Genomic DNA, 14,818 nt, shown 5'->3' with positions numbered 1-14,818 from the left:
TTTCAAGGCACCTTGAAGGCACCGGATGTCAGCGCGTTGGCCAGTCGGTTCGGAGCAGACATTGTCTCGTAGCGCGCTCCATCGAAGTGAGCGACGTAGTAATTTGGAATCCACTTGAGGACATTTTCCAATTCTCCGTTTGTGATGCGACTATTGGTGATCTCCAACGTGATCCGGTTAAGCGTCACGCCGGAGCCGAACACCACGTCAAGGTGGTCTGGATCGACAAGCCTCACCGAACTTGGATCGTTCAGGTCGTCGAAAGTCACCAACGTTGGATAAAGAGGGCGCGGTACTCTGTGGGTGCCCTGCATTGTCTCAAGGCCGTGGAAAATCTGTTCAGTAGTGCCGTTGAATGCGTGGATTTGGGAGCTGAAAGAATGAACGGCCCGGCCAGTCTCATCTTGGTCGCGAAGGACCGCAAACAGATATTTGCCGGGTGCAACCTCAACAAAGGAGGACTCGCCCTTGATCCAGCTATGGCCGCCGCCTCCGTTGGAAGGGAGCCATTTGGGATCAAGGCCCACGCCAGCCGCAATGGTGCTCCCTCCCGACACTAGCCCACGTGGCGTGTTGACTTCGAGAACTAGTCTTTGGTGCCACTCCCAGCTTCGAAATCCGAGGAGGCCTGGTCCGCCGAACCAAAGTGTGAGAAGAACCCCCGCCCAGATCGCTAAAGTCCTTCGGGTCATCGACCGCTCCTTGGCGTCACCTTAGCGCGAAAGTGTCTTACTCGAAGCGCCGCTGGTGTGACCCCAGGATTTTGCTCGGAACGTTCCCTGGCGCGTTCCACCAAGGACTATGCGACCTACAGACCTGGAACCGGATGGTGGGCGTGACAGGGATTGAACCTGTGACCCCTGCAATGTCAATGCAGTGCTCTCCCGCTGAGCTACACGCCCATCCGAAGCCGCGCATACACCATTTTTGGTCCGGCGCGTCAATAGCGGGAAAAGAGGAAATACAACGTCGTCCGGCCGGCTGTGGACTGACGCTGGCAGCCCGCGGAAGGCGGCTCAGGCCGCCTGCAGCATCTTCTCGACCTCGTTGACGAGATCGCGCAGGTGGAAGGGCTTGGACAGCACCTTGGCGTCTTTGGGCGCCTTGGAATCCGGGTTCAGCGCGACGGCGGCGAAACCGGTGATGAACATGACCTTGAGATCGGGGTCGATCTCGGTGGCGCGGCGCGCCAGTTCGATGCCGTCCATCTCCGGCATGACGATGTCGGTCAAAAGCAGCGAGAACGGTTCCTCGCGCAGCCGCTCATAAGCGCTGGCGCCGTTGTCGAAATCGCTGACCTGGTAGCCGGCGCGCTCAAGCGCCTTGACGAGGAACCGACGCATATCGTCGTCGTCTTCCGCCAGAAGAATGCGTGCCATGATATCCCGTCCGAATCACCCGCCCGAGACTGCCGTGGGGCAGGCCCGTTAACCATCCTGTATATGAGGAGGTGAGAGTAAACATCAAGTGAACGCGGACGTGCCTGAGCCACATTTGCCCAGCGGCACGGCCGCTGAAATACTGGACATGCGGGCGGCAAGATGGCAGTTTCATGCCATGATGCACTGGTGTTTTCGGGTACGTTCAAATTGAAGACGGCAGCCGAGGATTTTTCGGTCTTTCCCCCCTTCGAAATCCGGTCGGGCGCCGAGCAGCGCGTCCCCTTCCTCTTCAATTCACCGCATAGCGGCCGCTACTATCCCGAACGCTTCCTTGCCATGGCAAGGCTCGACCGCAACGCAATCCGCCGCTCGGAGGATTGCTATGTCGACGAGCTGTTCGGCGGCGCCGTGGCGCTGGGCGCACCAATGCTGGCGGCGAATTTTCCGCGCGCCTATCTCGACGTCAACCGCGAGCCGTGGGAACTCGACCCGCGCATGTTCGCCGAGCCGGTGCCGTCCTTCTGCAACATCCGCTCCGCGCGCGTGGCCGGCGGGCTCGGCACGGTGCCGAAGCTGGTGGGCGAGGGCCTCGACATCTATGCGGGCCGCTTGCCGCTCGCCGAGGCGGTTGCCCGCATCGAGGCGGTCTACAAGCCCTATCACGAAACGCTGAAGCGGCTTTTGACCAGGACCCACGCTCGTTTCGGCTTTGCCGTGCTGATCGATTGCCATTCGATGCCGGCGAGCATCCGTGTCGGCGACAGCGGCCTGCGGCCGGATTTCATCATCGGCGACCGTTTCGGCATCTCGGCGGCCGCGGCGTTGACACAAACCGCGATCGGCCTGCTGACCGCGATGGGCTATACCGTTGCCCACAACAAGCCTTATGCCGGCGGTTTCATCACGGAACATTACGGCCGCCCGGCGCGGCATCTGCATGCGCTGCAGATCGAGGTCAATCGTGGGCTCTACATGAATGAGCGGACATTCGAGAAAGCCGCCGGCTTCGATGCGCTTGCCGACGATCTGACGCGATTTTCAGCCGACCTGATGGCGATGCCGGACCATCATTTCATCGACTTGCCGCTGGCCGCGGAGTGAAACTGCAGCCGGATTCGCAGCTTAAAAAAAGACCGCATCGTTTTCACGATACGGTCGAAGTCTAGGGAGGAAACGCCCAAGGAGGGCATGGACAGGAAAACCTGTCCGAGGATAAGCCTATTGTGCGCTGCACAAATGTCAAGCGACCTTCAGGCTTTTTTAATTAAGAGTGATGTGGAAATCACGCTCCGGTCATGCTCATGTGACATTTGGGCAACGGTGAGCGGGCCGACCAAGGCGTCAAAACCTTGTTTTGGTGGACGGGGTGCGGCAGAGCCGGGTTCGGACAGACCGCAATGCGGGGGAATCAGTTGGACATCAGCATCGATTTCATGCGCCGCATCGCGCAAGCGGCAGCGGCCGAAACCTTGCCGCGCTTCCGCAGGCAGGGCGTGGTCGCCAACAAGGAAAAGGGCAGTTTCGATCCGGTCACCGAGGCCGACCAGGAGGCCGAGCGCGCTATTCGGGCGCTCATATCGGCCGAATATCCCGACCATGGCATTCTTGGCGAGGAGCATGGCAGCGAAAACACGGCCAGCCGGCATGTCTGGGTGATCGATCCGATCGACGGCACGCGCGCCTTCATCTCTGGCCTGCCGGTATGGGGCACGCTGGTCGGCCTGACGGTCGATGGCGACGCTGTCGCCGGCATGATGTCGCAGCCGTTCATCGGCGAACTATTCTACGCCAATCAATCCGGCTCGCACTATGAGGGACCGGGCGGGCCGCGCAAGCTTTCGACCCGCAAGACGACCAGGCTGGCGGATGCGACGCTGTTCACCACCACGCCGGCGCTGTTCACGGGGGAGGCGCGCACGCGCTATGACGCGTTCGAGAAACAGGTGCAACTCGCCCGCTACGGCACCGATTGCTATGCCTTCGCCATGATCGCCTCGGGAAGCGTCGATATCGTCGCCGATCCGGGGTTGAAACCTTACGACATCGTCGCGCTGATCCCGATCATCGAGAAGGCCGGCGGCGTCGTCACCACTTTCGACGGGGGGCCGGCGGAAAAAGGCGGCGATGTGCTGGCCGCCGCGACGCCGGAGCTTCACGCGGCCGCCATGGCTGCCTTGCGCCGCTGATGCAGTTCTGCCCATGGAAGGGTGCCGGTCAGGTGCTCGGGTCGTCCGAGCCAGGGATGAAGGCGTCGAAGGCGGCGAGGAACTGTTCGCGGTAGAGATCGACTTCCTGCAGGATTTCGTGCTTGGCGCCGTCGATCATCAGCAGCGAACCGAGCCGCAGATTTCTCGCGTATGTTTCCACCGCCTTGGTCGAGACGACCTGGTCGGCACCGGCGGCGATGATCAGCAGAGGCACCTGAATGCGGGCCATGAAGTCGGGGTCGCTGATGGCTTCCGACGCCTTCGCCGCCGCCCGCAGCCAGCGGATCGTCGGGCCGCCAAGCGCCAGTTGCGGATACTCTTCGTAGATGCGCGTATTGCGACGATAGCGTTGCGGATCGCTCGTCACCTTGTTGGCTTCGAAGGGCAGCGTGTGTCTCGGCCGTGGACCCCAGGCGGCGTAGAGCCGGCCAAGCCCCAGGGCGCAGAAAAACGAACAGACCCGGCGGACCGTCCCAATCGAGACCGGCAGGTCGGGCAACGTCAGGAATGGCGCGATCAGCACCATGCGGCGCACGCGGTTCACCATCGACGGCGCCGCAAGGAGGGCGATCACGGCCCCTGCAGAATGCGCGAGGATGTAGTACGGGCCGCGGCAATCGGGCAGCACGATCTCCTCGAAGAACTGTTCCAGATCGGCCGTATAGTTGCGGAAGGACCTGACATAGCCGCGCTGGCGGTCGCGGATAAGCCGGTCGGAATCGCCCTGGCCGCGCCAATCGAAGGTGGCGACGCCAAAGCCCCGGGCTGCAAGGTCGCGGATGGTCTCGAAATATTTCTCGATGCACTCGTTGCGGCCGCCGAGCAGCACCACGGTGCCCCGCATCGGACGCGCCACCGGGGGAAACAGGCCGTAACGTATCTTCTTGCGGTCGCGCGTGGTTAGGAAGCCGCCGGTGGCGTTTTCCGGCCGCGGATTGCCCTCGGTTTCATGGAAAAGCGGAGTGTCGTGGAAAATGTCCGTCATTCGGCGCTTCGTGCTCGGCGTCTTCCGTGCCTGCCCGAGATGGCTGGCCCCGCCAAGGTGATAGACGCCAATGCGTTAAAAGCAAAGGCGTTCCGGGTAATCGGGACTGCAACGGGGAAGGCCGGAAGCGGCTTTGAGCGCGCTTCCGGCCCCTGTCGATCCGGGAGGAAGGGACGTTAACACCCGGTTCGGCCTCGATGCGGCACCTCTGCAGATCAGGCGCCGTCAACTTTGATCTTGAAAGCCACGTTAGCGGTGGCTGTCTGAACGGGCGCCGAAGCACCGGTTCATCTGCCGTTCATCCAAAGGCTGGCCGCCTCACTCTTTTTTGCCGGCCAACGAAACTTGAAATGCTTTCAAGCGCTCCCCAGATGTGGGTTGCGGCCGCCAATGTCGGGGCCGCTGGTCTTCCCGAAACGCCGCTTACGGGTTTCGCACGGCCATACGCAAACCATGTTGCTCAACAGGAGAACACATCATGCGTCACGTTGATTTTTCCCCGCTTTACCGTTCGACCGTCGGCTTTGACCGTCTCTTCACCATGCTCGATTCGCTCGCGCAGCCCGATGGCGCGCAGACCTATCCGCCCTACAACATCGAGCGCACCGGCGAGGATTCCTACCGGATCTCGATGGCGGTCGCCGGCTTCTCGGACGACGAAATCTCGATCGAGGCCCACCGCAACGTGCTGACCGTGAAGGGTGAGCGCAAGGACGAGGGCACCGGTGAAGGTTCGGAACTGCTCTATCGAGGCATCGCCTCCAGGGCCTTCGAGCGCCGCTTCCAGCTTGCCGATCACGTTGAAGTCGTCGGCGCCGCGCTGAAGAACGGCCTGCTCTTCGTCGATCTCAAGCGCAACATTCCCGAAGAGCTGAAGCCGCGCAAGATCGCGATCACCTCGGCTCCGGCCAAAGCCAAGCAGATCGAGGCCAAGACTGCAGCCTAACAAGGCTAGTTCAAGTCTCCTCCCGAGACGGAAGCGGCGCCGAAAGGCGCCGCTTTTTTGTTGTCGGGAATATCGGCTAGCCGGCGATCAACTGGCCAAAGCGGTCGACTTCCTCCGAGGTCGTCGCAAAACTGGTGACGAAGCGGTAGAGCATCTCGTCCTCGCCGATATGGCCGTCGAAGCCGTGCGGCCTGTGCCAGTCGTAGAAGGCCGCGCCAGCCGCCTGCAGCTTCTCGGCTTCCGTCTTCCTGATCACCGCGAAGACTTCGTTGGCCTGCGGCAGCCAGGCGAGCTTGGCCGCGGCCGAATCCTCGATCACCGCCGCCAGGCGCGCGGCCATGGCGTTGGCATGGCGCGCTGTGTCGAGCCACAGCCCGTCCTTGAAATAGGCTCCGAACTGCGCCGCGACGAAACGCGACTTTGAAAACAGCTGCGCGGCACGCTTGCGCAGGAACGCCAATTCCTTGGCGCGGTCGAGATCGAAAAGCACGATCGCCTCGGCGCACCAGCAGCCATTCTTGGTGCCGCCGAAGGACAGGATGTCGACACCGCGTTTCCAGGTCATTTCAGCCGGCGTCGTTTCGAGCGCGGCCAGCGCGTTGGCAAAGCGGGCGCCGTCCATATGCAATGGCACGGAATGGCGCTTGGCGATGGCCGAGATCGCATCGATGTCGTCCAAGCCGTAAACGGTGCCGACCTCGGTCGACTGAGTGATCGAGACGGCCATCGGCCGGCCCCAATGGACCACCTCGCCGGCGAAACGGCCGATCGCCCTGTCCAGATTGTGCGGGTCGACCTTGCCCAGCGCGCCATCGACCGCGTGCAGCCGCGCGCCGCCGGAGAAATATTCCGGCGCGCCGCATTCGTCCTCGATGACATGCGATTCGCGATGGGCGAAGGAAATGCCGCCGGGTTTGTTGTAGGTCGTCAGCGACAGCGAATTGGCGGCGGTGCCGGTCGCCACGAAGAACACCGCCACCTCGCGTTCGAATATCTCGCTGAAGCGGCGATAGACGGCCTGGTCGAGGGCACCGTCGCCATAAGCGGTCGAGAAGCCCGCGCCATGAGCCGAGAGGCCGGCTGAAATGCTTGGGTGGGCGCCTGCCCAATTGTCGGAAACGAAGAACATGTGTCTGCCTGTGTTGGGAAAATCGTCGGGACCTTGATCGCTTTCATGACCCTCCCGCAAGGGCCAGGTACAAGAAAACAGGTAAAGCCAGCGTCGGGCACGCGGCGCCTTCGGAGACCGAAGCTTACGTTTTGTAATCGTCCCGCGAAATTTTGTGTCGCGGCGCGGCCAAGTTTTTTGTGAATCGGTCTTGTGTGGGTCCAGGATTTCTGTCATAAAAATTTAGGACAGTAGTGCTGTCTTATTTTGTCGCACAAAACAGGCTGGATTGGCGTATCGTTCGGGCCACTCCGGCTTTTGCCGCGAGCGACAGGTGGACGGACCAGTTCTGGCCTGTACGATACCGGATGTGAGCCAGCGGCGCGCCGCTTGGTTCGGCGATTTCGCAAGACGTGCCGCAAGAATGAAAGGCGAGTCCAGGTGCTCGCCGAGGCCCACCAGCGCCCGACGGGACACGGAACGGAGGATAAGACCATGACGGAATTGACGCTCTCTGCGACGAACGGCCAGGCCGCGCAGACGAAAGCGGCTGCCGTCAAAAATACCTCCATCAAAAATCGCGCGACCACCGGCGGCCTGGCCGCCCAGGGACTCTACGACCCGCGCAACGAGCATGACGCCTGTGGCGTCGGCTTCATCGTCAACATGAAAGGCGTGAAGTCGCATCAGATCGTCATGGATGGGCTTGCCGTGCTCGAGAACCTGACGCATCGCGGCGCCGTCGGTGCCGATCCGCTGGTCGGGGATGGCGCCGGCGTGCTGGTGCAGCTTCCGGATCGTTTTTTCCGTGAGGAGATGGCGGCCCAGGGTATCGAGCTGCCACCGGTAGGTCAGTATGGCGTCGGACACTGGTTCATGCCGCAGGATGCCGTCCTTCGCGCCCATGTCGAAGAGATCATCGCCGAATCGGCGCAGTCCGAGGGGCTGCCGCTGCTCGGATTCCGGGACGTGCCGGTCGACAATTCGTTGCTGTCGAAGGCACCTGACATCGTCGCGTCCGAGCCGTTCCACCGGCAGGTCTTCATCGGCCGTACGACCGATATCACCGATGACGAGGAATACGAGGCTAGGCTTTACCTGCTGCGCAAGGTCATCTCGGGCCGCATCTATGCCGAAAACGACAACATGGACATCGGCGCCTATTGCGTGTCGCTGTCGGCGCGCACCATCGTCTATAAGGGCATGTTCCTGGCCTATCAGGTCGGCGCCTACTACAAGGACCTCAAGGACCCGCGCTTCGAAACCGCGCTGATCCTCGTCCACCAGCGCTTCTCGACCAACACCTTCCCGTCGTGGAAGCTGGCGCATCCCTACCGGATGGTCGCGCATAATGGCGAGATCAACACGGTGCGCGGCAACAACAACTGGATGGCGGCGCGCCAGGCCTCGGTCGATTCAGAGCTGTTCGGCAACAACATCTCGAAGCTCTGGCCGATCTCCTATGACGGCCAGTCCGACACGGCGTGCTTCGACAACGCGCTCGAGTTCCTGTTCCAGGGCGGCTACAGCCTGAGCCACGCCATGATGATGCTGATCCCGGAAGCCTGGGCCGGCAACAAGCTCATGGATGCCGACCGCAAGGCTTTCTACGAGTACCACGCGGCGCTGATGGAGCCGTGGGACGGGCCGGCGGCAGTCGCCTTCACCGACGGACGCCAGATCGGCGCCACGCTCGACCGCAACGGATTGCGCCCGGCACGCTACATCGTCACCGATGACGACCGCGTCATCATGGCTTCGGAAGCCGGCGTGCTGCCGGTGCCGGAGGAGAAGATCGTCCAGAAGTGGCGGCTGCAGCCCGGCCGCATGCTCTTGATCGACCTTGCCAAGGGCCGCATCGTTCCCGACGAGGAGATCAAGTCTGAGATCGCGACCAAGCACCCCTACAAGACCTGGCTCGGCAACACGCAGCTCATCCTGGAAGATCTGAAGCCGGTCGAGCCACGCGCGCTGCGCAAAGATGTCAGCCTGCTCGATCGCCAGCAGGCGTTCGGCTACACCCAGGAAGACACCAAGCTGTTGATGTCGCCGATGGCGACCACCGGCCAGGAAGCGGTGGGTTCGATGGGGACCGATACGCCGATCTCGGCGATGTCGGACAAGTCGAAGCTGCTCTACACCTATTTCAAGCAGAATTTCGCCCAGGTCACCAACCCGCCGATCGACCCGATCCGCGAGGAACTGGTGATGAGCCTGGTGTCCTTCATCGGACCGCGGCCGAACATCTTCGACCTGGTCGGCAATTCACGCCGCAAGCGGCTCGAAGTGCGCCAGCCGATCCTGACCAATGGCGATCTGGAAAAGATCCGCTCGATCGGCCACACCGAGGACCGTTTCGATACAAAGACGATCGACATCACCTACGGGTCGAGCGAAGGCGCTGCCGGCATGCAGGGTGCTGTCGAACGCCTGTGCGAGCGGGCCGAGGCGGCGGTTGCCGGCGGCTACAACATCATCATCCTGTCCGATCGCCAGCTTGGGCCGGACCGCATCGCCATCCCGGCACTGCTGGCAACGGCAGCCGTGCACCACCATCTGATCCGCAAAGGACTGCGCACCGCGGTCGGCCTGGTCGTCGAGTCCGGCGAGCCGCGCGAGGTGCATCATTTCTGCTGCCTTGCCGGCTACGGCGCGGAAGCGATCAATCCCTATCTCGCCTTCGATACGCTGCTCGACATGCACAAGCGCGGCGAACTGCCTGAAGAGGTCGACGCCTACGAGGTGGTGTCGCGCTACATCAAGTCGATCGGCAAGGGCATCCTCAAGGTGATGTCCAAGATGGGCATCTCGACCTATCAGTCCTATTGCGGCGCGCAGATCTTCGATGCCATCGGGCTGAAGTCGGACTTCGTGCAACAATATTTCACCGGCACCGCGACGCTGATCGAAGGCGTCGGGCTGGATGAAATCGCGGGCGAGACCGTCAGCCGTCACACGGACGGTTTCGGCAGCGATCCGGTGCTGCGCAACAGCCTGGAAGTCGGCGGCGAATATCTGTTCCGCATGCGTGGCGAGGCGCATATGTGGTCCCCCGACGCGGTCGCCACCTTGCAGCACGCCGTGCGCCAGGGCTCGTGGGAGACGTTCAAGGACTATTCGGCGCAGATCGACAGCGAGACGGCGCGCGCCCAGACCATACGCGGCCTGTTCAAGATCAAGCTGGCGGACGAGAGCGGGCGCAAGAAGGTCGCGCTCGACGACGTCATGCCGGCGGCCGAGATCGTCAAGCGCTTCTCGACCGGGGCGATGTCGTTCGGCTCGATCTCAAGGGAAGCGCATACGACGCTGGCCCGCGCGATGAACCAGATCGGCGGCAAGTCGAATACCGGCGAGGGCGGCGAAGAGGCCGACCGCTACCTGCCGCTGCCTGGCGGCGGCAAGAACCCCGAGCGCTCGGCGATCAAGCAGGTCGCCTCGGGACGGTTCGGCGTGACGGCGGAGTATCTCGTCAATTCGGATGTCATGCAGATCAAGGTGGCGCAGGGCGCCAAGCCGGGCGAGGGCGGCCAACTGCCCGGCCACAAAGTCGATGCCACCATCGCGAAGGTCCGGCATTCGACGCCGGGCGTCGGCCTGATCTCGCCGCCGCCGCATCACGACATCTACTCGATCGAGGATCTGGCGCAACTGATCTACGATCTGAAGAACGTCAATCCGGCGGCCGACGTATCGGTCAAGCTGGTATCTGAGGTTGGCGTCGGCACGGTCGCGGCGGGCGTTGCGAAGGCGCGTGCCGATCACATCACCATCTCCGGCTATGATGGTGGCACGGGTGCGTCGCCGCTGACCTCGCTCAAGCATGCCGGCAGCCCGTGGGAAATGGGCCTTGCCGAGACGCACCAGACGCTGGTGCTGAACGGCCTGCGCAGCAGAGTGGCACTGCAGGTCGATGGTGGCCTGCGCACCGGGCGCGACGTCATCATCGGCGCGCTGCTCGGGGCCGACGAGTTCGGCTTCTCGACCGCACCGCTGATCGCGGCCGGCTGCATCATGATGCGCAAGTGCCATCTCAACACCTGTCCGGTCGGCGTGGCGACGCAGGACCCGGTGCTGCGCAAGCGCTTCAAGGGCACGCCCGAGCACGTCATCAACTTCTTCTTCTACGTGGCGGAAGAGGTGCGGGCGCTGCTCGCCGAGATGGGCTTTACCCATATCGACCAGATCATCGGCGACGCCGATCTTCTGGAAAAGCGCGACGTGATCCAACACTGGAAGGCGCGCGGGCTGGACTTCTCGAAGATGTTCCACAAGCCCGACGCGCCGCATGAAGCGGTGCACTGGACCGAGCGCCAGAAGCACCCGATCGACGATGTGCTCGACCGCAAGCTGATCGAACTGGCCAAGCCCGCGCTGGAGGCGAAGCAACCGGTCAAGATCGAGGTCGACATCCGCAATGTCGACCGTTCGACCGGCGCCATGCTGTCGGGTGAGGTGGCCAAGCGCTTCAAGCACAAGGGCCTGCGCGAGGACACGATCCAGGTCCAGCTCACCGGAACCGCCGGTCAGTCGTTCGGCGCCTTCCTGGCACGCGGCATCTCGTTCGAACTCGTCGGCGCCGGCAACGACTATGTCGGCAAGGGCCTGTCGGGCGGGCGCATCGTCATCCGGCCACCGCAGGAGGCCAGGATCGTCGCCGCCGACTCCATCATCGTCGGCAATACCGTGCTTTACGGCGCGACCGAGGGCGAGGCCTATTTCGCCGGTGTCGCCGGCGAGCGCTTCGCAGTGCGCAATTCGGGTGTGGCGGCTGTCGTCGAAGGCGTCGGCGACCATGGCTGCGAATACATGACCGGCGGCGTTGTCGTCGTCATCGGTAAAACCGGCCGCAATTTCGCCGCCGGCATGTCGGGCGGCGTCGCCTATGTGCTTGATGAAGCAGGCGATTTCGCCGAGCGCTGCAACATGGCGATGGTCGAGCTGGAGCCGGTTCCGGAAGAAGACGATCTCATGGAAAAGCTGCTGCACCACGGCGGCGACCTAGACCACAAGGGCCGCGTCGACGTGTCGGGCGATATGACCAGCCATGACGAGGAACGGCTCTACCAGCTGATCTCGAACCATGTGCACTATACGGGCTCGGTGCGCGGTCGCGAAATCCTCGACGACTGGACGACATTCCGGCCGAAGTTCCGCAAGATCATGCCGGTCGAATATCGCCGTGCATTGATCGAGATGGAACGCATGCGCATGGGCGTTGCCGCGGAATAGACTTTGCAATTGCCGGGGAGCCCAGGCTTCCCGGCCCACCTTCATCGACAGTTTGACCTCGGGCGCAAGGTTGCCATGGCTGCCTCAAGAGGTTAACGGGTGCGGCGAAATCCGTACCATCTGGACAGCAGGAACTGGACTATGGGCAAGGTAACAGGCTTTCTCGAAATCGACCGGCAGGTGCACAAGTACCAGCCTGCCTCCGACCGCATCCGGCATTTCCGCGAATTCACGCTGCCGATGTCGGACAAGGAGGTCGAGAAACAGGCCGCGCGCTGCATGGATTGCGGCATTCCGTTCTGCCACGGGCCGACCGGCTGTCCGATCCACAACCAGATCCCCGACTGGAACGACCTCGTCTACAACAGGGACTGGGACAACGCGATCCGCAACCTGCACTCGACCAACAATTTCCCGGAGTTCACCGGGCGCATCTGTCCGGCGCCTTGCGAGGAAGCCTGCACGCTCAACCTCGAGGATATCCCTGTCGCCATCAAGACGGTGGAGCAGGCGATCGCCGACAAGGCTTACGAGACCGGCCATATCAGGCCCTACCCGCCGGAAAAGAAGACCGGCAAGCGGGTCGCCATCATCGGCTCCGGCCCGGCCGGCATGGCGGCCGCACAGCAGCTTGGCCGCGCCGGCCACGACGTGCATGTCTATGAGCGCGAAAGCCGTCCGGGCGGACTGATGCGTTACGGCATTCCCGACTTCAAGATCGAGAAGCGCTATATCGACCGGCGCATCGAACAGATGCAGGGCGAGGGCGTCAGCTTCCATTGCGGTGTCAATGTCGGCGTCGACAAGCCTGTCGCGGAACTCCTCGCCGAACATGATGCGGTGCTCTATTGCGGCGGTTCGGAAACGCCGCGCGCCGCCGGTATTCCCGGCGACGATCTCGGCGGCGTGCACGACGCGATGCCCTATCTGGTGCAGCAGAACCGGCGCGTCGGCGGTGAGCCTATCCAGTCCGTGGCATGGCCGTCGCATCCGATCATCGCCGGCGGCCAGCATGTCGTCGTCGTCGGTGGCGGCGACACCGCCTCCGACTGCGTCGGCACCGCCTTCCGCCAGGGTGCCGTGCGCGTCACACAGCTCGACATCCGCCCACAGCCGCCCGAGAAGGAAGACAAGCTCGCCGTCTGGCCCTACTGGGCGACCAAGATGCGCACCTCGTCCTCGCAGGCCGAAGGGGCGGAGCGCGAATTCCAGGTGGCGACGCTCGAATTCATCGGCGAGGAAGGCCAGCTTACGGGCGTCAAGTGCTGCGAGGTCGACGAGAAGCGCAAGCCGATCCCCGGCACCGAATTCGTCATCCGCGCCGACCTCGCCTTCATAGCCATCGGCTTTGCCGGGCCGGCGATGGCAGGTGTCGCGGCGGAACTGGAGGGTGAGATGAAGATCACCACCGACAGCCGCCGCTCCAGGAATGTCGAGGCCAACGACCGCGACTACAGGGCCAGCGTCGACCGCCTCTACGCGGCGGGCGACGTGCGCCGCGGCCAGTCGCTCGTCGTCTGGGCGATCCGCGAAGGCCGCCAGGCGGCGCGCTCGATCGACGAGGCGCTGATGGGGACGACCGTCCTGCCGCGTTAGAGTAATTCCAGCGTAGCGGTTTTCCGTCCGGAATTGCGTGAAAACAAAGAGTTAGAGAGCAATTCCAGGAAAAGTGTGTACGGTTTTCCATCCGGAGTTGCGCAAAACAACGATTTAAGGGGTGATGGCTGTCGTGGTGTCGGCGGCCGCTGTGGCTGCCGGACTTGCCTTCGGCGGCCAGGAGAAATCATCGGCGCGTCCGGGCGAAGCTTCCGGCGCCTTGCCCTCGATCACCAGCCTTTCGCCGGGAAGAGCTGGATTGGCCTTCGGCGGCGGGGCGGCGCCGAGCAATTCGGTGCCGCCGTCGAGCGCGGGATCGTTGAGCAGCATCGGTTGGGTGCGATCGATGACGATGGGCGCGGCCGCCGGAGCCGGTGCTTCGACGGGGGCGCCCGCCGGCGCTACGGCCGGCGCCACGCTTCCTGGCGCGGCAAGTCCAAGGATCTTCATCAGCGGCTTTTCGGTATAGAAGGCGAGCTTGCGCTTGCCGGCCTTCGACACGTTGATGCCGTCATCGGCGCGCAGCCGCACGGGCTGGCCGTTCATGTCGGGGCCGTTGGTGATGAAGGCGCCGTTCTCGTCGACGAAGCCATCCCAGACATCGACGAATTCGCCGCCATGGCTCTCCGCGACCTTGTGGTAGATATCGTTGAAGGCCAGCATGTCGGAGGTCATGTTCGACACCCGGAAGGCCGGCATCCCGACCCACAGGAAAGGCACTTTGGCGGTTGCGAGTGCGTTGGCGAACTCATCGGTACGGCGCTCGTATTCCTTGGTCCAGTTTTCCGAGCGTGGCTGCTCGCGCACGTCGCCGACCTTCATCTGCTGGCGGTCGTTTGACCCCAGCATGACGACCACGACGGCGGGTTTTTCGGTATCGAGCAGCGATTTGATCTGTTCGGGCCAATCATAGAAATCGTCGCGCACGAACCCCGACGAGCCATTTGTGCGATCAACGATCCTGACGCCGGCGTTCTCGGCGAAGGCATCGTCCAGACCTTCGGCGAGGCCGGCCGCCATGAAGTCGCCGACCACGAGGACGGTCCGGGCGTCCGGCGTTTTTTCAACAACGGGCGCTGCTGGCTCGACGGGCGGGCGAGGCGCACGAGGTTTTTTCTTCGGCTTAGGCTTCGCCTGCTGAACGTCCTGCGGCGGCTCGACGCGCTCGCCGCGGCGTGGAAACAGGAGGTCGCGCAACGACCAGCCCCGGCTCTGCTGCGGCTGCTCCTGCGCCATGGCCGGGGCATGCATGGCGCCGGCCACGGCAATGGCGAGCACGGCGAAGGCCAGGATGAGCACCGGCATGCGACGAACGAACGTCCCGATGCGCGCAGGCCAAACCAATCGCTCCCTCCCTGTTCAACG

General features: G+C 63.1%; 10 protein-coding genes and 1 tRNA gene. 5 read left to right on the top strand and 6 right to left on the bottom strand.

From position 1 onward, the window contains the following. Positions 1–2: 2 nt before the first annotated feature. The 3 genes from LB556_RS04880 to cpdR form a co-directional block, all read right to left on the bottom strand. Positions 3–527 carry a hypothetical protein gene (locus LB556_RS04880; RefSeq protein WP_224564653.1) on the bottom strand — a complete coding sequence of 175 codons (525 nt, stop codon included), beginning with the start codon at positions 525–527 and terminating at the stop codon, positions 3–5. A gap of 300 nt (positions 528–827) precedes the next feature. Beyond that, positions 828–902 (bottom strand) — tRNA-Val (locus tag LB556_RS04875). 114 nt (positions 903–1,016) lie between these two features. Continuing rightward, positions 1,017–1,379 (bottom strand): cell cycle two-component system response regulator CpdR, encoded by a 363-nt coding sequence (cpdR, locus tag LB556_RS04870; protein ID WP_006199474.1) that lies wholly within the window; start codon positions 1,377–1,379, stop codon positions 1,017–1,019. Between the two features lie 162 nt (positions 1,380–1,541). Between cpdR and LB556_RS04865 the strand changes: the two genes are divergently transcribed. Both LB556_RS04865 and hisN read left to right on the top strand, forming a co-directional pair. After that, positions 1,542–2,483 (top strand): N-formylglutamate amidohydrolase, encoded by a 942-nt coding sequence (locus tag LB556_RS04865; protein WP_224564651.1) that lies wholly within the window; start codon positions 1,542–1,544, stop codon positions 2,481–2,483. A gap of 311 nt (positions 2,484–2,794) precedes the next feature. Next, positions 2,795–3,568: a histidinol-phosphatase gene (gene hisN, locus LB556_RS04860; RefSeq protein ID WP_224564649.1), complete on the top strand. Its 774-nt coding sequence runs from the start codon at positions 2,795–2,797 to the stop codon at positions 3,566–3,568. Positions 3,569–3,596: 28 nt separating this feature from the next. Here hisN and LB556_RS04855 read toward each other — a convergent pair whose 3' ends face one another. After that, on the bottom strand, positions 3,597–4,574 hold the full coding sequence (locus tag LB556_RS04855) for an alpha/beta fold hydrolase (RefSeq protein WP_224564647.1): 978 nt from the start codon (positions 4,572–4,574) through the stop codon (positions 3,597–3,599). 478 nt (positions 4,575–5,052) lie between these two features. Here LB556_RS04855 and LB556_RS04850 point away from each other — a divergent pair, with 478 nt between their 5' ends. Then, entirely contained in the window at positions 5,053–5,520 is a 468-nt protein-coding gene (locus LB556_RS04850) for an Hsp20 family protein (RefSeq protein WP_027142918.1), read from the top strand. A gap of 76 nt (positions 5,521–5,596) precedes the next feature. On the opposite strand, the gene LB556_RS04845 is transcribed toward LB556_RS04850, so the two are convergent. Further along, positions 5,597–6,649 carry a threonine aldolase family protein gene (locus LB556_RS04845; RefSeq protein WP_224564645.1) on the bottom strand — a complete coding sequence of 351 codons (1,053 nt, stop codon included), beginning with the start codon at positions 6,647–6,649 and terminating at the stop codon, positions 5,597–5,599. A gap of 474 nt (positions 6,650–7,123) precedes the next feature. On the opposite strand from LB556_RS04845, the gene gltB reads away from it, so the two are divergent. Further along, entirely contained in the window at positions 7,124–11,857 is a 4,734-nt protein-coding gene (gene gltB, locus LB556_RS04840) for a glutamate synthase large subunit (RefSeq protein ID WP_224564643.1), read from the top strand. A 141-nt stretch (positions 11,858–11,998) separates the two neighbouring features. Further along, the gene (locus tag LB556_RS04835) at positions 11,999–13,453 is read left to right on the top strand and encodes a glutamate synthase subunit beta (RefSeq protein ID WP_224564641.1); all 1,455 of its coding nucleotides are present in this window, start codon (positions 11,999–12,001) and stop codon (positions 13,451–13,453) included. A gap of 114 nt (positions 13,454–13,567) precedes the next feature. Here LB556_RS04835 and LB556_RS04830 read toward each other — a convergent pair whose 3' ends face one another. Next, positions 13,568–14,797, bottom strand: a complete 1,230-nt coding sequence (locus tag LB556_RS04830) for a DUF459 domain-containing protein (protein WP_224564639.1) — start codon at positions 14,795–14,797, stop codon at positions 13,568–13,570. Positions 14,798–14,818 lie beyond the last annotated feature (21 nt).

The sequence above is a fragment of the Mesorhizobium sp. ES1-4 genome (genome assembly GCF_020164745.1).
GTDB lineage: Bacteria > Pseudomonadota > Alphaproteobacteria > Rhizobiales > Rhizobiaceae > Mesorhizobium.
This window is presented reverse-complemented; position numbering and strand designations above follow the sequence as displayed.